23 protein-coding genes and 4 pseudogenes are annotated in these 24,360 nt (G+C 55.8%); all 27 read right to left on the bottom strand.

Annotated features, from left to right (window positions below):
- Positions 1-101: 101 nt before the first annotated feature.
- The 27 genes and pseudogenes from nuoN to IC803_RS17785 all read right to left on the bottom strand — a co-directional run bounded on the left by nuoN (position 102) and on the right by IC803_RS17785 (position 24,298).
- On the bottom strand, positions 102-1,595 hold the full coding sequence (gene nuoN, locus IC803_RS17915; RefSeq protein WP_081207853.1) for an NADH-quinone oxidoreductase subunit NuoN: 1,494 nt from the start codon (positions 1,593-1,595) through the stop codon (positions 102-104).
- Between the two features lie 5 nt (positions 1,596-1,600).
- Positions 1,601-3,002, bottom strand: a pseudogene (locus IC803_RS17910) (NADH-quinone oxidoreductase subunit M).
- Positions 3,003-3,668: 666 nt separating this feature from the next.
- Positions 3,669-4,861: pseudogene (gene nuoL, locus IC803_RS18420) on the bottom strand (NADH-quinone oxidoreductase subunit L); the annotation flags it as partial.
- Positions 4,862-4,889: 28 nt separating this feature from the next.
- A pseudogene (gene nuoK / locus IC803_RS17900) lies at positions 4,890-5,189 on the bottom strand (NADH-quinone oxidoreductase subunit NuoK); the annotation flags it as partial.
- A gap of 12 nt (positions 5,190-5,201) precedes the next feature.
- Positions 5,202-5,708: pseudogene (locus IC803_RS17895) on the bottom strand (NADH-quinone oxidoreductase subunit J); the annotation flags it as partial.
- Positions 5,705-6,124 carry an NADH-quinone oxidoreductase subunit NuoI gene (gene nuoI, locus IC803_RS17890; RefSeq protein WP_063167204.1) on the bottom strand — a complete coding sequence of 140 codons (420 nt, stop codon included), beginning with the start codon at positions 6,122-6,124 and terminating at the stop codon, positions 5,705-5,707. The pseudogene IC803_RS17895 and the gene nuoI, both read right to left, overlap by 4 nt.
- A 116-nt stretch (positions 6,125-6,240) precedes the next feature.
- Positions 6,241-7,242, bottom strand: coding sequence for an NADH-quinone oxidoreductase subunit NuoH (gene nuoH, locus IC803_RS17885; protein ID WP_081207858.1), 1,002 nt, complete (start codon positions 7,240-7,242; stop codon positions 6,241-6,243).
- A complete protein-coding gene (locus IC803_RS17880) occupies positions 7,239-8,339 on the bottom strand; it encodes an NADH-quinone oxidoreductase subunit D (protein ID WP_081207859.1) in 1,101 nt (366 codons plus the stop codon). Before IC803_RS17880 ends, nuoH begins: the two co-directional genes overlap by 4 nt.
- A gap of 3 nt (positions 8,340-8,342) precedes the next feature.
- Positions 8,343-9,710 carry an NADH-quinone oxidoreductase subunit C gene (locus tag IC803_RS17875; protein WP_370543809.1) on the bottom strand — a complete coding sequence of 456 codons (1,368 nt, stop codon included), beginning with the start codon at positions 9,708-9,710 and terminating at the stop codon, positions 8,343-8,345.
- A 582-nt stretch (positions 9,711-10,292) separates the two neighbouring features.
- Positions 10,293-10,805, bottom strand: a complete 513-nt coding sequence (locus IC803_RS17870; protein ID WP_063167200.1) for a NuoB/complex I 20 kDa subunit family protein — start codon at positions 10,803-10,805, stop codon at positions 10,293-10,295.
- A complete protein-coding gene (locus IC803_RS17865; RefSeq protein ID WP_081207860.1) occupies positions 10,796-11,164 on the bottom strand; it encodes an NADH-quinone oxidoreductase subunit A in 369 nt (122 codons plus the stop codon). The genes IC803_RS17870 and IC803_RS17865 overlap by 10 nt, the downstream gene beginning before the upstream one ends.
- 373 nt (positions 11,165-11,537) lie before the next feature.
- Positions 11,538-11,939 (bottom strand): F0F1 ATP synthase subunit epsilon, encoded by a 402-nt coding sequence (locus IC803_RS17860; protein ID WP_081207861.1) that lies wholly within the window; start codon positions 11,937-11,939, stop codon positions 11,538-11,540.
- Positions 11,940-11,961: 22 nt separating this feature from the next.
- Entirely contained in the window at positions 11,962-13,383 is a 1,422-nt protein-coding gene (gene atpD / locus IC803_RS17855) for a F0F1 ATP synthase subunit beta (protein ID WP_081207862.1), read from the bottom strand.
- A 27-nt stretch (positions 13,384-13,410) separates the two neighbouring features.
- Entirely contained in the window at positions 13,411-14,268 is an 858-nt protein-coding gene (gene atpG, locus IC803_RS17850) for an ATP synthase F1 subunit gamma (protein WP_081207863.1), read from the bottom strand.
- 65 nt (positions 14,269-14,333) lie between these two features.
- Positions 14,334-15,842 (bottom strand): F0F1 ATP synthase subunit alpha, encoded by a 1,509-nt coding sequence (atpA, locus tag IC803_RS17845; protein ID WP_081207864.1) that lies wholly within the window; start codon positions 15,840-15,842, stop codon positions 14,334-14,336.
- Positions 15,843-15,866: 24 nt separating this feature from the next.
- On the bottom strand, positions 15,867-16,403 hold the full coding sequence (locus tag IC803_RS17840; RefSeq protein ID WP_081207865.1) for a F0F1 ATP synthase subunit delta: 537 nt from the start codon (positions 16,401-16,403) through the stop codon (positions 15,867-15,869).
- Complete coding sequence (gene atpF, locus IC803_RS17835; RefSeq protein ID WP_063167193.1) at positions 16,400-16,942, bottom strand: F0F1 ATP synthase subunit B; 543 nt, start codon at positions 16,940-16,942, stop codon at positions 16,400-16,402. Before atpF ends, IC803_RS17840 begins: the two co-directional genes overlap by 4 nt.
- 189 nt (positions 16,943-17,131) lie before the next feature.
- Positions 17,132-17,344, bottom strand: coding sequence for a F0F1 ATP synthase subunit C (gene atpE / locus IC803_RS17830; protein ID WP_003253662.1), 213 nt, complete (start codon positions 17,342-17,344; stop codon positions 17,132-17,134).
- A 78-nt stretch (positions 17,345-17,422) separates the two neighbouring features.
- Complete coding sequence (gene atpB, locus IC803_RS17825; RefSeq protein ID WP_063167192.1) at positions 17,423-18,133, bottom strand: F0F1 ATP synthase subunit A; 711 nt, start codon at positions 18,131-18,133, stop codon at positions 17,423-17,425.
- Between the two features lie 18 nt (positions 18,134-18,151).
- Complete coding sequence (locus tag IC803_RS17820) at positions 18,152-18,520, bottom strand: ATP synthase subunit I (protein ID WP_081207866.1); 369 nt, start codon at positions 18,518-18,520, stop codon at positions 18,152-18,154.
- A gap of 6 nt (positions 18,521-18,526) precedes the next feature.
- Positions 18,527-18,745 (bottom strand): AtpZ/AtpI family protein, encoded by a 219-nt coding sequence (locus IC803_RS17815; protein WP_063167190.1) that lies wholly within the window; start codon positions 18,743-18,745, stop codon positions 18,527-18,529.
- A gap of 377 nt (positions 18,746-19,122) precedes the next feature.
- Complete coding sequence (gene upp / locus IC803_RS17810; protein WP_081207867.1) at positions 19,123-19,752, bottom strand: uracil phosphoribosyltransferase; 630 nt, start codon at positions 19,750-19,752, stop codon at positions 19,123-19,125.
- Between the two features lie 213 nt (positions 19,753-19,965).
- The gene (gene glyA / locus IC803_RS17805; protein WP_081207868.1) at positions 19,966-21,204 is read right to left on the bottom strand and encodes a serine hydroxymethyltransferase; all 1,239 of its coding nucleotides are present in this window, start codon (positions 21,202-21,204) and stop codon (positions 19,966-19,968) included.
- Between the two features lie 93 nt (positions 21,205-21,297).
- Positions 21,298-21,876, bottom strand: a complete 579-nt coding sequence (locus IC803_RS17800; RefSeq protein WP_081207869.1) for a TIGR01440 family protein — start codon at positions 21,874-21,876, stop codon at positions 21,298-21,300.
- A 68-nt stretch (positions 21,877-21,944) separates the two neighbouring features.
- A complete protein-coding gene (gene rpiB / locus IC803_RS17795; protein ID WP_081207870.1) occupies positions 21,945-22,391 on the bottom strand; it encodes a ribose 5-phosphate isomerase B in 447 nt (148 codons plus the stop codon).
- A gap of 142 nt (positions 22,392-22,533) precedes the next feature.
- Positions 22,534-23,823, bottom strand: coding sequence for a methyl-accepting chemotaxis protein (locus IC803_RS17790; RefSeq protein ID WP_081207871.1), 1,290 nt, complete (start codon positions 23,821-23,823; stop codon positions 22,534-22,536).
- A 28-nt stretch (positions 23,824-23,851) separates the two neighbouring features.
- On the bottom strand, positions 23,852-24,298 hold the full coding sequence (locus IC803_RS17785; RefSeq protein WP_081207872.1) for a low molecular weight protein arginine phosphatase: 447 nt from the start codon (positions 24,296-24,298) through the stop codon (positions 23,852-23,854).
- Positions 24,299-24,360 lie beyond the last annotated feature (62 nt).

Genomic DNA, 24,360 nt, shown 5'->3' with positions numbered 1-24,360 from the left:
TGATTTGTGTACGGTTACCATCCCTGCTTAGGTGAAGAGGCTGGGGAGATCTCCGTCCAACCAAAAAGGGGAGAGGCGTTTCCTCTCCCCTTATTGTACCGCTACGGCAAAAAATCGCCAAAGTGGCCGAACTGGGCGAGCACATCGTACGCAAGCCCCGGCGCCCAACCGATCGCCAACGTCCCAAGCGCGCAAAGGACCACGGCGGTCGACAGCCCGGCCGGCAAACGCCGCAATGGCGCGAGGGAAGCCGGGCGGAAAAAGAGCTGGACGAGCAAGTTGAAATAGTAGACGTACGAGATGACAGTCGTTACCGCCATCACCGCAGCGAGCACGTAATGGCCCGGCTCGGTGACGACAAGGCCGATGAACAAATAAAGCTTGGCGATAAATCCGGCGGTCCCTGGAATGCCGGCGAGCGAGAGCAAAAACAGCCCGAGCGCTGCAGCCAACAGCGGGCGGTGCCGGTATAAGCCGGCGAGCCCGGCTAAGTCATCGGAGCCGGTTTCGTTCACGATATGCGCCACGATGGCAAACGCCCCGATGTTCATAAACACATAAGCCAGCAAGTAGATCCAAAGCGAATCGATCATCGCCCACGACATCGCGGCAAACCCGGCGAGCAAATAGCCGGCATGGGCGATGCTTGAGTAGGCGAGCAGTCGCTTTAAGCTCCGCTGCCTTAGCGCCACAACGTTGCCGATGATCATCGTCAGCCCGGCCAGCACGGTAATCACCGGCTGCATCGATAACAAGAGCGACGACGGATCTCGGCCTTCTGCCGGCGCGGCGGCAAAAATCGTCACAAACAGGCGGAGGAGAAGAACAAAACCGGCCGTTTTCGACACGACGGAAAAAAACGCCGTCGCCGGAACGGGCGCTCCTTCGTACACGTCCGGCGCCCACATATGGAACGGGACGGTCGCGAGCTTGAACGAAACGCCAATCAGCAAAAGAAGGAAGGCTAAACCAAGCATGTACGGCTCGTTCGTCTCTTGCAGCTGGCGCGCGATATCGCCGAGATTCGTCGTCCCGGTCAAGCCGAACACGTAACTCATGCCAAACAGCATGATGGCGGTGGCAATGCCGCCGTTAATGACGTATTTCAGCGCGGCCTCGTTCGACGATGTGGCAGTTTTGCGCAAGCCGGCCAAAATGTACGACGATACGGTCAACAGCTCAATGCTGACGAACAAGGCCAGCAAATCGCCGCTGGATGCCGTCATCATCGCTCCAAGCAACGCAAACAGCATCATATAGGCAAATTCCCCGCGGTAGCGGCTCCCTTCTTTCGGCTCCCACTCAGCGACAAGAAGAAGCGCGAGCGCCCCGCCAGCTAATAGGATGAGCTTGAACGCTTTCGCAAACCCATCCAATCGGAACGTATCATGCAAAATCGAAACCGGCTCGGCTGGAATCATCATCGCCGTCGCGATGAGCGCGAGCACCGCGCCAGCGGCGGCGCCCCAAGCGAGCGGCCGGCGGCTTCGCTCCTTCGGCATGGCCAAATCAACCAACAGCAGCACAACCGCCGCCGCGAGGACGATCCATTCGGGTGCCATCATGCTCCAATTCGCTTGCCATACATCGTTCATGTCGATCAACCCCCTAACCCGTTCATCATCGTCTCTAACACGGCAGCAAGCGGTCCAGCCAATAGCTGCGGATACACGCCGACCGCCACGATCAAGGCGACGAGGATGAACGCCGGCACGGCTTCTTTCGCTTGCAAATCAATAACGGTCCCTCGCGGTTCACTGAAACTCGCCGCAGACTCTTGCAGCCCGCGCAGACTTAACGACGATTCATATCGCTCGCGGGCGCGGCCGAATGTGATGTCAAGAATGGCTCGCAGCGAGTAAACAGCCGCGAAAATCAACCCAAGTGCCCCGGCCGCTGCAAGGGCCGGCTTCGTTTCAAACAGTCCAAGGAAAGCGGTAAATTCGCCGACAAATCCAGCGAGCCCCGGCAAGCCGAGCAGGGCGAGCGCCGCCGTTAACAAATACCCGGAAAAAAGCGGCATCGCTTTCGCCAGTCCGCCAAGGCGTTGAATGTCGGTCGTACCGATCCGGTTGGCGAGAACGCCGACGAGTAAAAACGACAAGGCGGCGATAAGTCCGTGGGCGACCGACTGGAACACCGCCCCTTGAATGCCGGCTTCATTGAGCGCGCCAAGGCCGACGAGCACGACCCCCATATGCGATACGCTCGAATAGGCCAACACATGTTTCAACTCGCGCTGCCGAAGCGCCAACAGCGCGCCGTATAGGATGTTGACGACCCCGAGCACGGCGATGACACCGGCGAACGTGCGAAATTCATCCGGAAACAAGCCGATCCCAAAGCGAATCATCCCGTATGCCGCGATTTTCAGCAATACCCCGGCGTGAAGCATCACGACCGGCGGTGGCGCTTCCACGTGAACGCGGATGAGCCAGCGATGAAGCGGCACAGTCGGCAGCTTGAAGGCAAACGCCAACAGCAACCCGCCAAGCAGCCAGTGCCGGACTTCCAACGTCAAAGCCGCCCCATTTGCCGACGAGCAAAAACATCGCAACAAGCGTCACCTCTAAGAAGAGGAAAAACCAGATGAAATTGGCGGCGGCAAACACGCCCAGCATGCCGATCTCCAGCGCGAGCAGCCACATAAAATACCCTTTTTTCTCCACTTTGACAAGCAAGGACGCGACAGCAGCCAATGTCCCGAGCACGGCGGTCAAGACGATAAATAGAAGCGACAGCCCGTCAATGCTGAGTTCATAGCGGATCACATACGCCGCGTCCGTGAAAAACGGGAGGTCAGCAAGCCGCACCCAATCATACGCTTCATCGAGCTGCTCAAGGCGAAAGCCGCGCCCCGCCTGAATGAACGCGAACAACGCCAGCAATAATGGCGGCACGGTGGCAGCCGTCCCGAGCCATTGAATCGTTTTCGCATCCGTTCGGCGGACAAACGCCAGCAAAACGATGCCTAACAACGGCGAAAAGACGAGCAGCGACAAAAGCTCATAGCCAGTCCCCCCTGTCAACGCAAAGATGACGACCAAAATGGCCAATCCAGCCACCGTCACCGCCCCGTACGTCTGCGCTTGCCCGTTTTGCCCGCGCGATCCGGCGGAAGCGGCCGCGCTCACCGTTCCGGTGACAAGCCGAACGAGCCCCTCGACAAGGTAACGGTCGACATACGCCAACAGGCGGCTAATGAATGACACCAGCGCCACAACGGTCCACCGGTAAAGGTCGTCAATGTAATAGTGGCGGCGCAACAATTCGTACCCGTGCGGCGCACGCGCGGACAACCAGTCGCGCGGCACGGTCCGCTTTCCGTACATGAGCCAGGCAAGGAGAATTCCCGCAAGCGACACGATCGTCGCCACAACAGCGATCCATCCTGGCGCCGCTTCATGATGGTACGTCCCGTCGGTCAGCCACTCGCCGAGAAACGAGCCAAACCAAGGGGTTTGAATGTACCCGGCAGCGACCGATAGTACGCCGAGCACGACCATCGGCCCGACCATCGACATCGGCGCTTCATGAGCGTCTCCATCATGGCGATGGCGCGCCTCACCGGCGAAAACGAGGAAAAAGAGCCGGAACATGTAAAATGACGTCAACAGCGCCGCGGCGACCGCCAGCCAAAAGAGCTCGACCGACCCGTTCATCCAAGCGGCGGCCAAAATTTCATCCTTGCTGAAAAAGCCGGCAAACAGCGGAACCCCGCTGATCGACAGCGCCCCGACAAGAAACAGCGGCGCGGTCCACGGCATCCGCCGCCAAAGCCCGCCCATTTCCTCAATGTTTTGCGTATGGACAGCGTGAATGACGCTGCCGGCGGCCAAAAGAGCAACGCTTTGAAAAAGGCGTGCGTCGTTAAATGGAAGATGGCGGCGACATAGCTGCCCGAGCCGAGCGCAAGCATCATATAGCCGAGCTGGCTGATCGTCGAATAGGCGAGGACACGTTTAATGTCCGTCTGCACCAAGCCGATCGTCGCGGCGAAAATCGCCGTCACCCCGCCGATCACCGCCACGGTCATCATAGCAGCCTCGCTTGCCTCATAGAGCGGGAACAGCGCCGCTACGAGGTACACCCCGGCCGCCACCATCGTCGCGGCGTGGATGAGCGCCGACACGGGTGTCGGACCTTCCATCGCATCCGGGAGCCACGTATGGAGCGGGAACTGCCCGGACTTGCCGATGGCGCCGATGAAAATGAGGATGGCCGTCAATGTCGTCATGCCGGGCGACAGCGTGCCATCGCCAACGGCGCGGAAAATGTCGTCATAATCAAAGCTTTTCGTCTGCCAAAACAAGAGCAGCATGCCGATAAAAAAGCCGACATCGCCGATGCGCGTCATAATAAACGCCTTTTTCGCGGCCGCTTTTGCTTCTTCTTTGTAGAAGTAAAACCCGATCAGCAAAAACGACCCGAGCCCGACGAGCTCCCAAAAGATGTACGCCTGCAGCAAGTTCGGCGACAGCACAAGCCCAAGCATGGCAAAGGTAAACAACCCTAAATACGCATAAAACGTCGAAAACCGCTCATCCCCGGCCATATAGCCTTGCGAATAAATGTGGACGAGCCAGCTGACAAAAGCGACGACGACGAGCATCCATGCGTTTAACGCTGTAACGGAAAACCCGACCGTCAACGTGACGTCACCGATCTGCATCCATGTCCAGTTCGCTTCATGCGTCGCTCCGCCAAAGCGGCCGGCTAATACGCCGAGCGCCGCAAGCAACGACAGCAGCGTGGCAGCGATGCCGACATAGGCGCTCGCTTTCTTCCATTTCCGCCCGAACAACAGCAGCAAAGCAAACGAACAAAGCGGGAACAGCGGCACAACCCAAGCCAGGTTCATCATCTTTCCCCATCCCCTTTTCTAATGTTTCCAATGAGTTGGCTTCATCGACTTGAACCGTTTTGCGGTTGCGATAAAAGGCGATGAGCGTTGCCAAGCCGACAGCCGCCTCCGCTGCCGCTACGGCGATCGCAAACAGCGCGAACACGTGCCCGTGAACGCCGGGATGGGCGCCATATTTGGCAAAAGCGACGAAATTGATGTTGACCGCATTTAACATCAGTTCGATACAAATGAGGACAATGACCGTATTTCGCTTCGTGAGCGCCCCGTACAGCCCGATGCAAAACAAGATGAGCGCCAACGCCAAATAAGCCGATAATGTCATTCGTCTTCCGCCTCCTTGCCGTCTTTTTCTCGCCAGCACAATCGCCCCGATCAAGGCGACAAGCAAAATGACGGACACGATTTCAAACGGGATCGTATAATACGAATACAACCATTTGCCGATCTCCCTCACGTTATCAGCCGGAAGCGCGCTGCCATCGGCGCCGAAATCGAGGCGGCGGATGCCGAAGTAAACGGCAAGGCCAAAGGCGAGGACAGAGATGGCGGCAACCGCTTTATGCCAAACGCCGCCTGTCGTTTGACGCTCCTTGTCGTCGGCGTGATGACGCGTCAGCATGATCGCAAACAGCATAATGATCGTGATGGCTCCGGAATAAATAAGCACTTGAACAACGGCGACAAACTCGGCGGAAAGAAGGACGTACAGCCCGGCGATGCCTAAAAACGTCATGACGAGGGCGATGACCATGTGAACGACATTCGTCAGTTGAAGCATCGTCACCCCGCCGGCAATGGCCGCAAGGGCGAGCAGGAAAAAAGCAATGTCAGTTCCGCTCACGGCTTATTCTCCCTTCTTACGTTCGTGTCATTTTCATCGAGCCAAGTCAAATCTTTGTAGAGGGCATCGCGGCTGTATTCAGCGAGTTCGAAGTTGTTCGTCATGACAATCGCTTCCGTCGGACAGACTTCCGTGCATAAATCGCATAAAATGCAAATTTCAAAGTTAATGTTGTACGTCTCAATCACTTTCCCTTTTTTCGTCGGATCGGGATGTTTTTTCCCGGTCAGCTGGATGCATTCCGTCGGACAAATGTTCATGCATTGATTGCAGACGATGCATTTTTCCGGATAAAACTTTTGGATGCCGCGAAACCGGTCCGGGAGCGGGAGCGGCTCGTGCGGGTAATCGTACGTCACCTTTTCGCGCGTCAACTCTTTTAACGTATACGCTAATCCTTTCACTAACCCGATCATCCGTCCAACCCCTCTCGTGGGAAAAATGACGTTCCGGCACGGCCTCTTTCCTTGAATAAAGAAGCCTTGCTTATGGATAGCGGCCGCCTCCCAGCCAGGCGGGCGCCTCGTTTCTTCTAGAAGAACAACGATTTTATCACGGCCGTCAACACGATGTTGACGAGCGAAAGCGGGAGCAGCACTTTCCAAGCAAACTCCATCAGCTGATCAGCGCGCACGCGCGGGAACGTCGCGCGAAACCAGATGAGGACAAAGACGATGGCGCAAAACTTGAGCGCAAACCAGACTGCGCCGGGAATCCAGCCAAGAAACGCAACCGGGTGCCAGCCGCCCAAAAACAAAATCGTCGTCAAGGCCGCCATCGCAAACAAATACACATACTCGGCGAGCATAAAGAACGCCCAGCGGAATCCGGAATATTCGACGTGAAATCCGGCGACAAGCTCGGACTCCGCCTCCGGCAAGTCAAATGGCGTCCGGTTCAATTCAGCCACCGCAGCGACAAGGAAAATCAAAAACGCAAGCGGCTGGGCAAAAATGAACCATATGTCTTGTTGTGCGTTGACAATGTCGACTAAGTTCATGCTTCCGGCTAAGAGCACGACGCCGAGCGCTGACATGACGAGCGGAATTTCGTACGAAATCATTTGCGCTGCCGCGCGCATGCCGCCAAGCAGGGCGTATTTGTTGTTCGATGCCCAGCCGCCGGCGACAACGCCGATCGTCGTTAAGCCGGAAACCGCAATATAGTACAGCAGGCCCACACCGATATCAGCAAACCGGAACGCGTCGGTAAACGGCAGCACCGCCAGCACCATAAATGACGGCGTAAAGGCGATGATCGGCGCCAGCACGTACAGCGGTCGGTCAGCCGCTTTCGGAATCGTATCTTCCTTCAACAGCAGCTTCAATACGTCAGCGACCGTTTGGAGCAATCCAAGGCGGCCGCCGACTTGGTTCGGGCCGATGCGCCCTTGCATAAATCCCATCACTTTCCGTTCCGCTAAAATGCCGTATGTGACGAACCCGAGCACGACCGCCAGCAAAAGCGCCCCGAGCCCGAAAAAGACGGCGACATTCGTCCAGCTTGGCGCCGATTCGAGCCATTGTTCCATTATCCGTCGACCTCCCCGAGCACAATGTCAATCGATCCGAGAATGGCGATGACGTTGGCCAAATTTTCTCCTTTCAGCAGCTTCGGGAGTATTTGCAAGTTGTAAAACGATGGGCGCCGGAATTTGAGACGGTACGGCTCTTTTTTGCCGTCGCTCGCAATATAGCAGCCGATCTCGCCGCGCGGCGCTTCGATGCGGACAAACGTCTCGCCGGGCGGCGCTTTGATGATGCGCGGCACTTTTCCCATGATCGGCCCGTCGGCCGGAAACTGTTCGCACGCCTGTTCAATAATGCGAAGCGACTGTTCAATTTCCGCCATCCGGCATTCGTAGCGAGCAAGACAGTCGCCGCCCTCGCGCACCGGCACATCGAAATCAAACCGGTCATAGATCGAATACGGCTCATCTTTGCGCAAATCCCATTTGACGCCGGTCGACCGCAAGTTGACCCCGCTTAACGAATAGCTGATCGCCTCTTCTTTCGTATACCGCCCGACACCGGTGACGCGTTCGCGGAAAATCTCGTTGCCGGTGACAAGGTCATGGTAGCCGGCGAGTTTTTCCCGCATGTACGGGACAAACTGTTTCACTTTGTCGATCCAGCCGTCCGGCGCATCCCACTTGACGCCGCCAATGCGCATATAGTTGAACGTCAGCCGCGCTCCAGACAGCTCATTTAATAGATTAATAATCATTTCCCGCTCGCGGAACGCGTACAAAAACGGACTCGTCGCGCCGAGGTCAAGCAAGTACGTCCCCCACCAGACGAGATGGCTGGCGATCCGCCCAAGCTCCATGGCGAGAACGCGCAAATATTCGGCCCGCTCCGGCACTTCAATGCCCATCATCGTTTCGACCGCATGGCAAAGCACATAGTTGTTCGTCATCGCTGACAAATAGTCCATCCGGTCGGTGTACGGGATGATTTGCGTATATTGCAGCCCTTCGGCGATTTTCTCCGTCCCGCGGTGCAAGTAGCCGATGACCGGCGTCGCCTCTTGGATGATTTCACCGTCAATTGTTAAAATGAGGCGAAACACCCCGTGCGTGCTCGGGTGCTGGGGGCCGACGTTTAAAATCATCTCTTCTGTGCGCAGCATCGTTTACACCTCCGCATCATACGGCTCGTAATCTTTGCGCAGCGGATGCCCGACCCATTGCTCCCCTAGGAAGATGCGGATTAAGTTCGGGTGGCCGCGGAATCGGATGCCAAGCAAATCGTACGCTTCGCATTCCGGCCAGTTCGCCCCTGGCCAAAGCGGGACGAGCGAATCGACTTCCGGGTTGTCGCGCTCGATTTTCACTTTGAGCGCCACCGGCTGCCGGTTCGGATACGAATACAAGTGGACGTACACTTCCATATGCGTTTGAAAATCGGTTCCGTGCAGCTCAGACAAATAATCAAACCGGAGCTGCTCATTGTGTTTCAAAAACTCGGCCACCTTGTAGTACGCTGCTTTGCTGACAACAAGCGTCGGCACATCTTTCGCCAGCCGGTTGATATAGGCGTCTTCGAGCACATCCGGCCCGAGATGTTCCTCAATGACGCGGACATATTTTTGCAGCAGTGGATCGTTCGGCGACGGAGAAGACGGCGGTTCCGTTCCGCCGTCGGCGCCAGCGGCTTTCGCCTTCGCCCGGGCGGCGGCTGCTGCTTTTGCCTTCGCCGCGGCCGCTGCCTTCTGTTTCGCCGCGTCATCATCGGCGGCGCCGCCTTGCTGCTTCGCCATGGCGGCAGCCCGCGCCTTCGCCGCGGCCGCAGCTTTCGCCTTCGCGGCCGCTGCCGCTTTTTGCTTCGCCAGCTCGTCGTCGCTTCCCGCCGCTTCAGCTGCCTTTTGTTTAGCCAACGCCTCAGCCTTCGCCTTAGCCGCCGCGGCAGCCTTTTTCTTCGCTAACTCGAGGTCATCTTCCGACGCCCCTCCCGACGCCGACGCCTCGCGCTGCCGACGCAGTTCCGCCGCCTTCGCTCGCGCTTCTTCCGCCGCTTTTCTTTTCGCCGCCTCGAGATCGTCGCCCGACGCCCCTCCCGACGCCGACGCCTCGCGCTGCCGACGCAGTTCCGCCGCCTTCGCTCGCGCTTCTTCCGCCGCTTTTCTCTTCGCCGCCTCGAGGTCGTCGCCCGACGCCCCTCCCGACGCCGACGCCTCACGCTGCCGACGCAGTTCCGCCGCCTTCGCTCGCGCTTCTTCCGCCGCTTTTCTCTTCGCCGCCTCGAGGTCGTCGCCCGACGCCCCTCCCGACGCCGACGCCTCACGCTGCCGACGCAGTTCCGCCGCCTTCGCCCGCGCTTCTTCCGCCGCTTTTCTCTTCGCCGCCTCGAGGTCGTCGCCCGACGCCCCTCCTGACGCCGACGCCTCGCGCTGCCGACGCAGTTCCGCCGCCTTCGCTCGCGCCTCTTCCGCCGCTTTTCTCTTCGCCGCTTCGAGGTCGTCGCCCGACGCCCCTCCCGACGCCTCACGCTGCCGACGCAGTTCCGCCGCCTTCGCTCGCGCCTCTTCCGCCGCTTTTCTCTTCGCCGCCTCGAGGTCGTCGCCCGACGCCCCTCCCGACGCCTCACGCTGCCGACGCAGTTCAGCCGCCTTCGCTCGCGCCTCTTCCGCCGCTTTTCTCTTCGCCGCCTCGAGGTCGTCGCCCGACGCCCCTCCCGACGCCTCACGCTGCCGACGCAGTTCAGCCGCCTTCGCTCGCGCCTCTTCCGCCGCTTTTCTCTTCGCCGCCTCGAGGTCGTCGCCCGACGCCCCTCCTGACGCCGACGCCTCGCGCTGCCGACGCAGTTCAGCCGCCTTCGCTCGCGCCTCTTCAGCGGCCCGTTTTTTCGCTAAGGCGATGTCTTCAGCTGATGTCGGCTGTGTCGCGCCCGACTCTTCCTTTGCCGGGCGGGTGGGCGAATCCGAAGGCGTTTTCAAATCGCTGTCTGGAGCGCCGCCGTGGTTAGCGGTCGACTTGGCCTGTTCGGCCGCCCGCTTGGCGGCCAGCCGTTCACGCGCCAGCTGTTTCGCCCGCTCGGCTGCTTCTTTTTTTCGCTGGGCCAAATCTTTTTCCTCATCCATCGGTTACAACACCTTCTTCCCTGTTTTGGCTTCCAGACGAATTTTTTCTTTTAATTTATGAATGCCGTAAATCAGCGCCGCAGGGTTCGGCGGACAGCCAGGTATGTACACGTCGACCGGGACAATTTGGTCAACCCCTTTCACGACGCTGTACGATTTGACGTACGGTCCGCCCGCCGTCGCGCACGACCCCATGGCGATCACCCATTTTGGCTCCGGCATTTGATCATACAGCCGGCGCAAGAGCGGCGCCATTTTTTTCGTCACCGTTCCGGAGACGATCATGACGTCTGATTGCCGCGGCGAGGCGCGGAAAAATGAACCGAACCGGTCAAGGTCATAATGGGCGCCGCCGACGGCCATCATCTCAATCGCGCAACAGGCGAGGCCGAACGTCAGCGGCCAGAGCGAGTTGCTTCGCGCCCATCCTTTTAACTGTTCCAGCGTTGTAAAAAACACGTTTCGCTTTACTTCTTCCATCTCAGCAAACGTCAAGCCATCCCATTTTACATCCATCGTAACACCTTCTTTTTCCAGGCATAAATGAGGCCAATGGCAAGCAAAACGATGAAAATGATCATTTCCACTAAAGCAAACAAGCCGAGTTGATCATAGACGACCGCCCACGGGTATAAAAACACCGTCTCCACATCAAAAATGACAAATAACAAGGCAAATAAGTAATAGCGGACTTGGAACTGGATGCGCGAGTCATGAAACGGAATGTTACCGCTTTCATAAGTCGTCGCCTTCACCTCGTCCGGCACGTGCGGCCGCAGCCATCGTCCAGCCGTAAGCGCCCCGATCGGCAACAGCACCCCGAGGCAAAGAAAGACGAAAACAATCAAATAACTGTTGGCATAAATGTTGCTCAACCAGCTCGCCTCCTTCCCGGTTTACTACATACGTATGATGTTAATGATGAAATTTTTAAACAATTCCTTCGATTTCATTATAACATTTATATCCAGCCGTGTCAGCAAAACTTCGGGTTATCACTGCCAACACTGTAGGAAGCCGCGAAACGCAGCCAGACCTTGTTCGATTGACGCGCCAGGCGCAAACAGCGTGCTTCCCTCCCCCACTCGGTCCAAGGCGAATCAGGCCCCGACAGGCCCCTTGATGCCCAATGCGATGGTTCGTGTCGAGTTTTCACCAAACACTGACGCCGCCTACGCTCACGCGTAGAAGTGGGAATCTGCTCGGTTTAGGATAATAAAAAAAGCAGAGAAGCGTTTGCTTCTCTGCTTATCTCGTTTCAGCAACGTTCAAGCGATTCACGGCGCGTTTTAACGCCAGTTCGGCCCGCTTGAAGTCGATGTCGTCCTGCTGGCTTTGCAGGCGGCGCTCCGCCCGCTCTTTCGCCGCTTTGGCGCGGAGGACATCGATGTCTTCCGCCCGCTCAGCCGCTTGGGCCAAAATCGTCACTTTGTCCGGGCGGACTTCCAAAAAGCCGCCGCTGACCGCAACATAGTCCGTTTTGCCGTCCTTTTTCAGACGGGCCGCGCTAATCTCAAGCGGAGCGACAAGCGGAATGTGCCCCGGCAAAATGCCGAGCTCGCCGCTTTTCGCCTTCACGCTTACCATTTCCACATCGCCTTCGTACACCGGGCCATCAGGAGTGACGACGCTCACATGGATCGTTTTCATTGTCCAATCCCCCTATCCCGGGTCACACTTCGACACCCATCGCTTTCGCTTTTTCGACAACTTCTTCAATGCGGCCGACTAAGCGGAACGCATCTTCCGGAAGGTGGTCGTATTTGCCCTCCAAAATTTCTTTAAAGCCGCGCACCGTTTCCTTAACCGGCACGTACGAACCCGGTTGGCCCGTGAACTGTTCCGCCACGTGGAAGTTTTGCGACAAGAAAAACTGAATGCGGCGGGCGCGGTGGACGACGAGCTTGTCTTCGTCTGACAGTTCGTCCATCCCTAAGATGGCGATAATGTCTTGCAATTCTTTATAGCGCTGCAGCGTTTGTTGCACGCGGCGAGCCACTTGGTAATGCTCTTCGCCGACAATTTCCGGCGCCAATGCCCGCGATGTCGAAGCAAGCGGGTCAACGGCCGGATAAATCCCCATCTCGGCGAGCTTCCGCTCAAGGTTGGTCGTCGCATCCAAGTGCGAGAACGTCGTTGCCGGAGCCGGGTCCGTATAGTCGTCGGCCGGGACGTAAATCGCCTGGATCGAGGTGATCGAGCCTTTGGCCGTCGACGTGATCCGTTCCTGCAATTGACCCATCTCCGTCGCCAATGTCGGCTGATAACCAACGGCTGACGGCATGCGGCCTAACAACGCCGACACTTCCGAACCGGCCTGCGTGAAGCGGAAAATGTTGTCGATAAAGAGCAGCACGTCTTGCCCTTGCTCATCGCGGAAATATTCGGCCATCGTCAAGCCGGTCAACGCGACGCGCATCCGCGCGCCCGGCGGCTCGTTCATTTGCCCGAACACCATGGCCGTTTTGCTGATAACGCCGGAATCTTTCATTTCATGGTACAAGTCGTTCCCTTCGCGCGTCCGTTCCCCGACGCCGGCGAAGACGGAAATCCCGCCGTGCTCTTGGGCGATGTTGTGGATCAGCTCTTGGATCAAGACCGTTTTCCCTACACCAGCACCGCCGAACAAGCCGATCTTACCGCCTTTAATATACGGGGCAAGCAAGTCGACGACTTTAATCCCTGTTTCCAAAATTTCGACTTCCGTCGCCAATTCCTCGAATTTTGGCGCCGGACGGTGAATCGGGTCGCGGCGGGCTTCAGCCGGAATGTCATCTTGCAAATCGATCGGTTCGCCTAAGACGTTAAAGACGCGGCCGAGCGTGACATCGCCAACCGGAACCGAAATCGGTGCACCCGTGTCCACCACTTCCATGCCGCGAATCAACCCGTCGGTGGACGCCATCGCGATCGTCCGTACCGTATCATCGCCAAGGTGCAAGGCGACTTCCAATGTCAAGTCGATGTCGACTTCGTTTTCGTTGCGCGCTTGATGTTGAATTTTCAGGGCGTTGTAGATGGCCGGCAAGTGACCGTTTTCGAACTTGACGTCTACAACCGGACCCATGACTTGAATAACGCGTCCTCTTGTCATCGTTTTCCCTCCTAACTTGCTAGTCCGCTATTGCAAGGCGTTTGCCCCGGCGACAATTTCTGTAATTTCTTGCGTGATCGAAGCTTGGCGAGCGCGGTTGTAGGAAAGCGTCAACGTGCGAATGAGTTCGTGCGCGTTGTCGGTCGCGTTCTTCATCGCTGTCATCCGGGCGGCGTGTTCGCTCGCTTTCGCATCGAGCAACGCGCCGTAAATGAGGCTCTCCGCATATTGCGGCAACAAGACGTCCAAAATTTCTTCTTGCGACGGTTCAAATTCGTAAACCGTGCGCTTCTCGTTATCAGCCAAATCGGTGAGCGGAAGCAGCTTCCGTTCCGTCACATCTTGCTGGATCGCGCTCACATAATGGTTATAGTACATATACAGTTCATCAAACGTGCCGTCGGCGAACAATCCGACCGTTTTGTTGGCAATTTCTTTAATATCAGCGAACGACGGCTGATCCGGCAAGCGGGTAATGTCAAGAATGACCGGCATGTTCCGTTTGCGGAAAAAGTTTAATCCGACGCGGCCAATGACGATGATCGCATACTCGTCCGGGGAGGAGTGGCGCGCTTGAATCGTCTGGTAGACGGTGCGCAACACGTTGCTGTTGTATGCTCCGGCCAAGCCCCGGTCCGACGTAATGACCAAATACCCCGTCTTTTTCACCGGACGCGAAACGAGCATCGGGTGGGAAGCGCCGCCGGCGCCAAGCGCGACGTTGGCCACGACTTCCTGCAGTTTTTCCATGTATGGAATGAACGACTTCGCGTTTTGCTCCGCGCGGTTTAATTTCGACGTCGAGACCATTTCCATCGCTTTCGTAATTTGGCTCGTTTTTCTCGTCGAGTTGATGCGCGTTTTAATGTCGCGTAACGATGCCAAAGGTTTCACCACCTTTTTGCTGCACGAGATCTAACAGGCGCGGGGGCCGAACGCCCCCGTCAGCCTTATTGGGAAACGACAAACGTTTTCTTGAACGCTTCGATCGCTTTATTGAAATCTTCCTCGTTCGGAAGGTCTTTCGTTGTACGGATGTGTTCAAGCAAATGCTGGCCGTTTTGGTCGAGCCACAAGAAAAATTCTTTTTCAAAACGACGCACGTCTTCGACCGGAATGTCATCCAAAAAGCCGCGCGTCAGAGCGTAAATGATGGCGACTTGCTTTTCGACCGGAATCGGTTGATGCAAGTCTTGTTTCAGCACTTCAACCGTGCGCGCCCCGCGGGCAAGCTTCGCTTGCGTCGCCTTATCGAGGTCGGAACCGAATTGGGCGAACGCTTCTAATTCACGGTACGCCGCCAAGTCGAGACGGAGCGTCCCCGATACTTTTTTCATCGCTTTAATTTGCGCTGCACCACCGACGCGCGAAACGGACAACCCTGCGTTGATCGCCGGGCGGACGCCGGAGAAGAACAAGTCCGATTGCAAGAAAATTTGTCCGTCCGTGATCGAGATGACGTTCGTCGGGATGTAGGCGGAGATGTCCCCCGCTTGCGTTTCGACGAACGGAAGAGCGGTCAAAGAGCCGGCGCCTTTGGCATCGCTCAATTTCGCTGCGCGCTCAAGCAGGCGGGAATGCAAGTAGAAGACATCCCCCGGATACGCTTCACGGCCTGGCGGACGACGAAGCAACAGCGACAGCTCGCGGTACGCGGCGGCTTGCTTCGATAAGTCGTCGTAGACAACTAAAACATGTTTTCCTTTATACATGAAATACTCGCCCATCGATACGCCCGCATACGGCGCCAAGAACAAGAGCGGAGCCGGCTGAGATGCCGAAGCGGTGACGACGATCGTATAGTCGAGCGCGCCGTGTTTGCGGAGCGTTTCGACAACGGTACGAACCGTCGATTCTTTTTGACCGATGGCGACGTAAATACAAATCATATCTTGGTCTTTTTGATTCAAGATCGTATCAATGGCTACAGCCGTTTTCCCAGTTTGCCGGTCGCCGATGATGAGCTCCCGCTGCCCACGGCCAATCGGCACGAGCGCGTCGATCGCTTTAATCCCGGTTTGCAGCGGCTCATGCACCGATTTCCGATCCATAACGCCCGGCGCCGGGCTTTCGATTGGACGCGTCTCCGTCGTTTCCACCGGACCTAAGCCGTCAACTGGCTGGCCGAGCGGGTTGACGACGCGGCCGATGAGCGCCTCTCCAACCGGCACTTCCATAATCCGTCCGGTACGGCGCACTTCGTCTCCTTCTTTAATGCCGGTGTACGGCCCTAAAATAACGATACCGACGTTGTTTTCTTCCAAGTTGAGCGCCATGCCCATGACGCCGTTGGCAAATTCAACGAGCTCGCCGGACATGACGTTATCCAGCCCGTGAACGCGGGCGATCCCGTCGCCGATTTGGATGACGGTGCCGACGTCGCTCACTTGGATTTGCGATTCGTAGTTTTCGATCTGCTGCTTAATGAGCGCGCTAATTTCTTCCGCTCGAATGCTCATGCCTTTCACCCCTGTCTCCAAATGTTAACTAATGAGCTGCCGCTGAATCCGTTCCAGCTGTCCGCTGACGCTGCCGTCATAAATGCGGTTGCCGATGCGCAACTTCACGCCACCAATGAGTTCCGGGTCGACGATATTTTCAATGCGGAGCGTCTCTTTGCCCACTTTTTTGGCAAATACGTCAGAAAGCGCCTGCAGTTCTTCGTCCGTCAACGGCCGCGCCGAATAAGCGACCGCCTCGGCGATGCCGCGCGCGTCGTTAGCGAGGGCGATAAACTGCTCGGCCAGTTCGGGCACAAGGCCGAAGCGATGGCGCTCAAGAAGAAGCAAAAGCGTATGTTGCACCGGAGCGGAAACACCGGCAAACGCTTCGCGAACGAGCGCTTTTTTCTTGTCTAAGGAAAGTTTCGGATTGGAAAGAAGCGATAAAAACTCGCCGTTTTCCGCCAACGCTTGGCGCACGGCGCGGATGTCTTCCTCGATCTTGTCCAGCAGCTGCTGTTCAAGCGCGATTTGAAACAGAGCGGATGCATACCGTTTAGCGATCACTTCTTGGTTCATCGCGCTCCTCCTACCTCTTGCACGTCTTTAATGTACGCTTCGATCAGCTTGCGCTGGTCTTGTTCAGTCAATTCTCTTTCAATCACTTTCGAAGCGATGAAGACAGACAACGACGCCACTTGTTCGCGGAGCGCGGCCATCGCCTGTTCTTTTTCGCGCTCGATTTCTTGTTTCGCCGCTTCTTTCACCCGCTCCGCTTCCGCACGGGCCGAGGCGACGATTTGTTCTTTCTGCTCTTCGGCAAGCTTGCGCGCATTTTCAATGAGCGTTTGCGCTTCTTGGCGCGATTGTTTCATCAGTTCGCGCTGTTCTTCCAGCAATTTTTCCGCCTCTTGGCGGCGTTTTTCCGCTTGGTCGATTTCATTGGCAATATGCTCTTCGCGTTGTTTCATGACGCTCATGAGCGGCCCCCAGGCAAATTTGCGAAGCAAAAGCATCAACAAAATAAACGCGACAAGCTGAAAAATGATGTCCCCGGTATTGACCGCTCCATGCCCAGCCGCTGCGCCGAGCGCCGCTGTTTGTAATGCTGCCAACATAGTTTTCGTTCACTCCTTTCGGCCGTTGCGTCTTGACCGAACATTGCTTGATCGGTCGCCCCTCTATATCAAGGCATACATAAAGCAATGGCGAAGGTTCTTATCGAATGATCTTCGCCATCATGACTTTGACCTTTCTTTTTGCTGAAGGCGCTTGTTAACATTCCGTTAACAAGCGCTCCCCATTTGTTATCTTCCTTGTACCATAAACGCGATAACGACCGCGATGATCGGAATCGCCTCAACAAGCGCAACCCCGATAAACATTGTCGTTTGCAGCATGCCGCGCGCTTCCGGCTGGCGTGCAATTCCTTCTACTGTACGAGAAACGATTAAACCGTTACCGATACCCGCACCAAGTGCGGCAAGACCAATAGCAATTGCTGCAGCTAATACACCCATTTGAAAAATCCTCCTTATTAACTAAAAAGTTGATTTATTTTTAAAATATAGTAAACAGAACATGGATCAGGATGAAGATTAATGATCATGGCTAACTTTATGCGCCATATATACCATTGTCAACATAGTGAATATGAATGCTTGAATGGCCCCGACGAAAATACTAAACGCTTGCCATACCATCGTCGGAATGATCGCGGCAATCGTTCCTCCGACACCGGTGGCCAGCCCCCCGACAAGCAATGCAAGCAAAATTTCGCCGGCAAAAATGTTTCCGTAAAGACGGAGACCAAGTGTCAACGTATTGGCGAATTCTTCAATGATCTTGAGGGGAAACATAAACCACATTGGGCTTGCAAACCCTTTTAAGTATTCGGAAGCGCCGCGCAGTTTAATGCCGTAGTAGTGGGAAAGGGCTACAACCATCACAGCCAACGTCAACGTAATAGCGGGATCGGCTGTCGGTGATTTCCACCATAATTCATCATGGACGACAACGGAGAACGGAAGACCTAACATGTTGGCGACAAAAACATACATAATTAACGTTAAACCGAGTAAATGAAAACGCCCCCCTGTTGCCCAGTCCATGTTGCTTTTAATGATTCCTTTCACAAAATCGACAACCCACTCGATAAAATTTTGCAATCCTGTCGGCCTCATCGAAAGATTACGCGTTGCCGCAATGGCAATAGCCAATACAATGACGCAAGTGATAGTCACCATTAATACGTTGGCCAAATTAAATGTAAGACCAAACAATTCATAAAGTGGCGCTTTATGATCCATTATCGCTCACCTCACTTTCTATGCGGCTGATTGATCATTATGTAAAAAATGATTTACTACCAACAAAATATACGGGGTGGATAGGCCGATCACCGCCGGCACCACCGACAAATGTTGGGGGTAACGGGACACAAGAAGGGCAACCGCAATCGCCAACGCAAAACGGATCATTGTCCCAAGCGACGGAGGGCGACGCCCTTCAGCGACCGCTTCTCCGACCTTTCTTACACGCCGAGCCAACAGCCGTATGCTGTACCATCCTGCCGCTGTACCGACGAGCAGACTAAAAAACCACCCTTCATACTTTGTCCATATCGCCCCTAATGCATAACAAGCCACCAAGATGAACAGTTGGTTTTGAATTCGTTTGATGATCGTATCGAGCATGGCTCCTTATTCCTCAAAAAAGCGTCGGACTGTTTTCAGCGTGGCAAAAACTCCTGCCGCTAAACCGAGCAACAGGCCAATAATTAGAAAAATCGGCTCACTGTCTAATTGCCGGTCGGCCCATCTTCCACCGAACAAACCGACTAACGTGCAGCCGACAAGTTGTGATGTAATTGCCGACATCAACCCGATCGCTCGAAACGGGTGGCGGTCATTTTTTTTCATAGACCATATACCCCACTAAGTTGATAACAAGAGTAGTTTTAGACAGTGAAAACCCTCTCAACATATCCCCTGTAAAGGATACAATACCAATAGGTTCATGTCAATGTATTTCCACACAAAACCTCATTAACACAGGGCAAATATTAATAATTTGTGACAATTTCTCATTTTCTTTTCACAAATATCATGTATAATGATATATTTTATTTTTAGCTGCTCTTTCTTCCTGACTTGGCCAGTCAACTTCCTAGCATGGCAGGCGGCGCCGCACATAGTCATGACTAAGAAAGTTCCCATATTCATACTAAAAAAGGGTGACCCGTCCAGACGGGCACCCTATTCTTCGTCGTATGCGCAGCGTCTTGTTCCACTGGCTGTCATTTCGTGCCAAACAGCCGGTCGCCGGCATCGCCCAGGCCGGGGACGATATAACCGTGGTCGTTCAGCCGCTCGTCAAGGGCGGCGATGTAAATGTCGACGTCCGGGTGCGCCGTTTCCACCGCTTTGACCCCTTCCGGCGCCGCGATAAGGCACATAAACTTAATGCTTTTCGCCCCCCGCTTTTTCAACGCTTCGATCGCCGCCACCGCCGAGCCGCCGGTCGCGAGCATCGGATCGACGATGATGAAATCGCGCTCTTCGACATCGCTTGGCAGCTTGACGTAATATTCCACCGGCTTGAGCGTTTCCGGATCGCGGTATAGACCGACGTGCCCGACTTTCGCCGCCGGGATGAGCTTCAAAATGCCGTCCACCATGCCGATGCCGGCGCGCAAAATCGGGATGACGCCGAGCTTTTTGCCGGCGATGACTCTCGCTTTCGCTTTGCTGACGGGAGTTTCGATCTCCACTTCCTCAAGCGGAAGGTCGCGCGTAATTTCAAACGCCATCAGCGTCGCCACTTCTTCGACGAGCTCGCGAAATTCTTTTGTGCCTGTATGCTTGTCGCGAATGTACGTCAGTTTATGCTGGATGAGCGGATGGTCAAATACATACACTTTTCCCATGGGTCATCTCCTCTTCCGTATGTATGCAGTACACTTCTATACATTCTACTGGAAAACGGACGCCCGTTCAACTGTTGAAACAAAGGAAAAGGCACACTGCCGAACCGATCATTGGCAGTGTGCCTCGCCCATTCCGAACCGAGAAGACCCCCCATGTCTATATGTGAACGCAGGCGGGAGCGTTCCATTGTCCGGAACGCTCCCTTTGTCTCCTTAGTCTTGATAGAGCGGGAATTTTTCCGTTAGGGCGGCGACGCGTTGGCGCGCTTCTTCAAGCGCCTGTTCATTATCTTTGTTTTTCAGCACGAGACCGATAATAGCAGCGATTTCATCCATTTCTTCCAAGCCGAAGCCGCGCGTTGTGACCGCGGCCGTCCCGATGCGGATGCCGCTCGTGACAAACGGGCTTTCCGGATCATACGGAATCGTGTTTTTGTTGACGGTAATGCCGACTTCATCCAACACTTTCTCCGCCGTTTTCCCTGTCAGCTGCTGCGGGCGCAAGTCAACAAGCAGCAAATGGTTGTCCGTGCCGCCGGAGACAAGGGTGAACCCTTCTTTTTGCAAGGCGTTCGCCAGGCGCTGGGCGTTGTCGATGATGCGCTTGGCGTACACTTTAAAGTCATCTTGCAATGCCTCGCCCAACGCGACTGCCTTCGCAGCGATGACATGCATGAGCGGGCCGCCTTGAATGCCAGGGAAAATCGATTTGTCGATTTGTTTCGCAAACTGCTCTTGGCATAAAATCATCCCGCCGCGCGGGCCTCGCAACGTTTTATGTGTCGTCGTCGTGACAAAGTGGGCGTACGGCACCGGATTCGGATGAAGACCTGCCGCAACAAGACCGGCAATATGGGCCATATCGACCATTAAATAGGCGCCGACTTCATCAGCGATTTCCCGGAACTTGGCAAAATCGATGACGCGCGGATAGGCGCTGGCGCCGGCGACAATGAGCTTCGGCCGATGGAGGCGCGCTTTTTCGCGCACATCGTCATAGTCGATGACATGTGTTTCGGGATCGACGCCATATTCGACAAAGTTGTACTGAATGCCGCTGAAATTGACCGGGCTGCCGTGCGTCAAATGTCCGCCATGCGACAAGTTCATGCCAAGCACAGTGTCGCCGGGCTTGAGGACGGTGAAATAGACGGCCATGTTCGCCTGCGCTCCGGAATGCGGCTGGACGTTCGCATGCTCTGCCCCGAACAACTGCTTCGCCCGCTCGCGCGCCAACTCTTCGACCACGTCGACGTACTCGCAGCCGCCGTAATAGCGTCGGCCCGGGTAGCCTTCCGCATATTTGTTCGTCAATACCGATCCTTGCGCTTCCATGACGGCGCGGCTGACGAAGTTTTCTGAAGCGATCAGCTCGATCTTCGCGTGCTGCCGCTTCCGCTCTTGTTCGATGGCGGCGAACACTTGCGGATCTTGTTGTGGCAAGTAGTTCATCAATAGCTCCCCCTTACATAAAATTCAGTGAATATTCGTTTTTATTTTATCAGCTTTCACCGGACAAATCCAAAGAAAAAGTGAATAAAATGACTAGAAAGTGCAGGAATCATTCGGATTTTCCAACGAATAGACGGCACGGGCGCCGCCGATCAGCTTCGGTCGTGTTTTCGCCAACGTCACATGCGCCGCTCCGACTTGCTTCACCGGGACGCGCACGGGGACGGCGACCGGCTTCAAATGCATGCCGATGAGCGTATGGCCGATGTCGATCCCGGCGTCGGCGCGAATCGCCTCGACGACGACCGGATTCGCGAGATTTCGATAGGCGTAAGCGGCCATCGCTCCCCCCGCCTGCGGCACTGGAACGACGGAAACGACCTCCAGCCCGTGAGCACGCGCCGTCTCCCGCTCAACGACAAGCGCCCGGTTTAAATGTTCGCAACATTGGAACGCCAGCTCAATGCCGGTTTCACGCCGCCACGCCTCAAGCTCGGCAAAAAGCATGGCGGCGACATCCATCGACCCGGCCGTGCCGATCCGCTCGCCAAGCACTTCGCTCGTGCTGCAGCCGATCACCACGATGTGGCCGCGGCCAAGCGGCGCCTGTTTGCGAAACGCGCGCAAGATGGCTTGCCATTGTTGCCGCCATTCGGTCACTGGTGCGTCCATGGCCATCCCCCCCTCATTGATACGCCGATATATCGTCGATTTTTGCGAAACGATGCGCCCTTTATTTTTTACAAATGTTCGTTTTCATAATCGGCGATTTTGCCGATCCGCCGCGCGTGGCGGCCGCCTTCAAATGCCGTCTCGAGCCACGCTTTCGCGATTTCACGCGCCAAGCCAGGGCCGATCACGCGCTCCCCCATCGCGAGGATGTTGCTGTCGTTATGCATGCGTGTCAGTTTGGCGCTGTACACATCATGACAAAGGGCGCAGCGCACCCCTTTCACTTTATTCGCGGCGATCGTCATGCCGATGCCGGTGCCGCAAATTAAAATGCCGCGGTCAAACTCGCCGCGCGCCACTTTTTCGGCGACCGGGAGCGCGTAATCCGGGTAATCGACCGACGTTTCACAGTCGCAGCCAAAATCGGTATACTCGATGCCCATTTCATCAAGAAGGGCCTTAATCTCTTCACGGATACGAATTCCGCCGTGGTCGGACGCAATGGCCACTTTCATGTTCGTTCGTCTCCTTTCTGTTCGCCCCGCCCCTTGTCTCTCGGAGCGGGCATTTCATCGATACAATATCACATGATGCCAGCGCGGTTTTTTTGTTTCCGACAGCGAAGTCGGCGGCATATCTATGGGTGCGCCTGTCATTTTAACTGGCGTGAAAACGGGCGACCGCCGCCTGCAGCTGTTCCGCCTGTTCGACGAGTTCATTGGCCAGCTTGTGCACGTCGCCGATCGCTGCCGTTTGCGTCCGCGTTGCCGCTGCGACTTCGAGCGCACCCGCTGACGTCTGTTCGGCGATCGCCGCCACTTCTTGCGTCTGCGCCGCCACCCGCTCCATATGCTCCATCTGGCTTTTCGCCAACTCAGCGATGTCATGGACGGCGCGAATCACTTCACCTGCTGAAGATACCATGGCGGCAATGGCCTCATTCGTTTGCTTTCCTCTTGACGCCTCAGCGTTGGCGGCGGCGGCCTGCTTGTCCATTTGCGCGGCCACTCTGGCAACCTCGTTTTGAATATTGTTGACCAATTCAGCAATTTGTTTCACTGCCGTAGCGCTTTCATCAGCTAGTTTGCGCACTTCTTCAGCCACAACGGCAAACCCCCGACCTTGTTCGCCTGCGCGAGCCGCCTCGATGGAAGCGTTGAGAGCGAGCAAGTTCGTTTGCTCAGCCATATCGGCAACAAGCAGTGTAATGTTGCCGATTTGATGAGCGTGCCTCTCAAGCTGTTTGACAGCCGCCCGCGATAGTTCTTGATCGTCGGCCAGCTGCCCGATGCCGCTAATGAGCGAATGAGTGATATCCCGACTTGCCTTGAGTGTTTCCGACATCTCATGTACGGATTGTTCTGCACGTTCCGCCGTTTCTTTTACCCGCATGGCCAGGGCGAGCACATCTTCAGCCGCCTCAGCCGCTCCTTGAATCGCTTCCGCTGAAGCGGTTGCTCCTTTGGAAATGTCTTCAATCGTCGCCGCAATATCGCGAGTGTGGTTTGCCGCTGTTTCGGATGCTTGGCTCATTTCCGCTGTTTTCTCATTGGTGCGCGCCGTATGTTCTTCAATGTTAGCGATCACGGTGCGCAAATGGTGAAGCATGCGGTTAAAAGCGACCGCAAGCGAGCGGATTTCATCGTTGGATGAAGGAAGCGGAACGTCTTCTTCAATGTACCCGCCGGCCGCCTTAGCGGCCGCTTCCTCAAGGCGTTGCAGCGGCCTCGTAATCCAGCCGGCCGCGACATAGGCGAGCGCTCCCGACCAAAAAATGCCGAGCAGCAGCACAACCATCGTGAACGCACCTTTATTGAGCGACGCAAACCACCAATCGTACAACACATATAAGAACAAAGCGCTCGTCGAATATGTAATGATCGCCAACGCTGTCGTAAAGACGACAAGCTTCAGGCGCAAGCCAAATGGACGGCGTGTTTCCCCCATGGTTTTCCCCCTCACCGATCATGTCATATCATTGTTTCTCTTGCAATTTTTCCACCAGGCGGTCAATGAGCGCTGCCAGCTCATCGCGCGCCGCCCGGTACGCCTCGACCGGGCCGCCGAACGGATCGGCGATGTCACCGTCTGCTCCTGAAACGAACTGTTTTAACGTAAACGTTTTGTCTTTTGCCTCCGGAAAACGGCCAATGATCATCTCTTTATGGCCGGACGTCATCGCCAACACGTGCGTCGCCCAGTCAATATGCTCTTTTTTTAACAGAGAGGAACGATGGGGCGCGTCAATCCCCTTTTCTTTCAGCACCGTTTTCGCATGGGCGGACGCCTCGCTTCCTTCCGCAGCAAACACCCCAGCCGATTTCACCTCGACACCGGGCAGCTGCTTGCTCTCAAGCAGCGCGGCGGCCATCGGGCTTCGGCACGTATTGCCTGTGCAGACGAACAAAATGCGGTACGGCATGACAACCACCTCTTCACAACAATAGCCTATCACCAATATACCATAGGAAAAAGAGCAAAAAA

The organism is Geobacillus sp. 46C-IIa (assembly GCF_014679505.1).
Lineage (GTDB): Bacteria > Bacillota > Bacilli > Bacillales > Anoxybacillaceae > Geobacillus.
The sequence above is the reverse complement of the archived record's forward strand: the minus strand, read 5'-3'. Positions and strand labels throughout refer to the sequence as shown.

Bases quoted from the DNA above. Each gene is read 5' to 3' on its own strand.
- upp (WP_081207867.1), bottom strand. From the start codon at position 19,752: ATGGGAAAAGTGTATGTATTTGACCATCCGCTCATCCAGCATAAACTG.
- nuoI (WP_063167204.1), bottom strand. From the start codon at position 6,124: ATGATCGGGTTAGTGAAAGGATTAGCGTATACGTTAAAAGAGTTGACG.
- atpE (WP_003253662.1), bottom strand. From the start codon at position 17,344: ATGGGTGTATTAGCTGCAGCAATTGCTATTGGTCTTGCCGCACTTGGT.
- IC803_RS17815 (WP_063167190.1), bottom strand. From the start codon at position 18,745: ATGAAAAAAAATGACCGCCACCCGTTTCGAGCGATCGGGTTGATGTCG.
- IC803_RS17820 (WP_081207866.1), bottom strand. From the start codon at position 18,520: ATGCTCGATACGATCATCAAACGAATTCAAAACCAACTGTTCATCTTG.
- atpF (WP_063167193.1), bottom strand. From the start codon at position 16,942: ATGTTGGCAGCATTACAAACAGCGGCGCTCGGCGCAGCGGCTGGGCAT.
- IC803_RS17785 (WP_081207872.1), bottom strand. From the start codon at position 24,298: ATGCCGTACCGCATTTTGTTCGTCTGCACAGGCAATACGTGCCGAAGC.
- atpD (WP_081207862.1), bottom strand. From the start codon at position 13,383: ATGACAAGAGGACGCGTTATTCAAGTCATGGGTCCGGTTGTAGACGTC.
- IC803_RS17860 (WP_081207861.1), bottom strand. From the start codon at position 11,939: ATGAAAACGATCCATGTGAGCGTCGTCACTCCTGATGGCCCGGTGTAC.
- nuoN (WP_081207853.1), bottom strand. From the start codon at position 1,595: ATGAACGATGTATGGCAAGCGAATTGGAGCATGATGGCACCCGAATGG.
- atpB (WP_063167192.1), bottom strand. From the start codon at position 18,133: ATGGATCATAAAGCGCCACTTTATGAATTGTTTGGTCTTACATTTAAT.
- IC803_RS17880 (WP_081207859.1), bottom strand. From the start codon at position 8,339: ATGCTGCGCACAGAAGAGATGATTTTAAACGTCGGCCCCCAGCACCCG.
- glyA (WP_081207868.1), bottom strand. From the start codon at position 21,204: ATGAACTACTTGCCACAACAAGATCCGCAAGTGTTCGCCGCCATCGAA.
- IC803_RS17840 (WP_081207865.1), bottom strand. From the start codon at position 16,403: ATGAACCAAGAAGTGATCGCTAAACGGTATGCATCCGCTCTGTTTCAA.
- IC803_RS17800 (WP_081207869.1), bottom strand. From the start codon at position 21,876: ATGGACGCACCAGTGACCGAATGGCGGCAACAATGGCAAGCCATCTTG.
- atpA (WP_081207864.1), bottom strand. From the start codon at position 15,842: ATGAGCATTCGAGCGGAAGAAATTAGCGCGCTCATTAAGCAGCAGATC.
- IC803_RS17790 (WP_081207871.1), bottom strand. From the start codon at position 23,823: ATGGGGGAAACACGCCGTCCATTTGGCTTGCGCCTGAAGCTTGTCGTC.
- rpiB (WP_081207870.1), bottom strand. From the start codon at position 22,391: ATGAAAGTGGCCATTGCGTCCGACCACGGCGGAATTCGTATCCGTGAA.
- IC803_RS17870 (WP_063167200.1), bottom strand. From the start codon at position 10,805: ATGGATGTAAAATGGGATGGCTTGACGTTTGCTGAGATGGAAGAAGTA.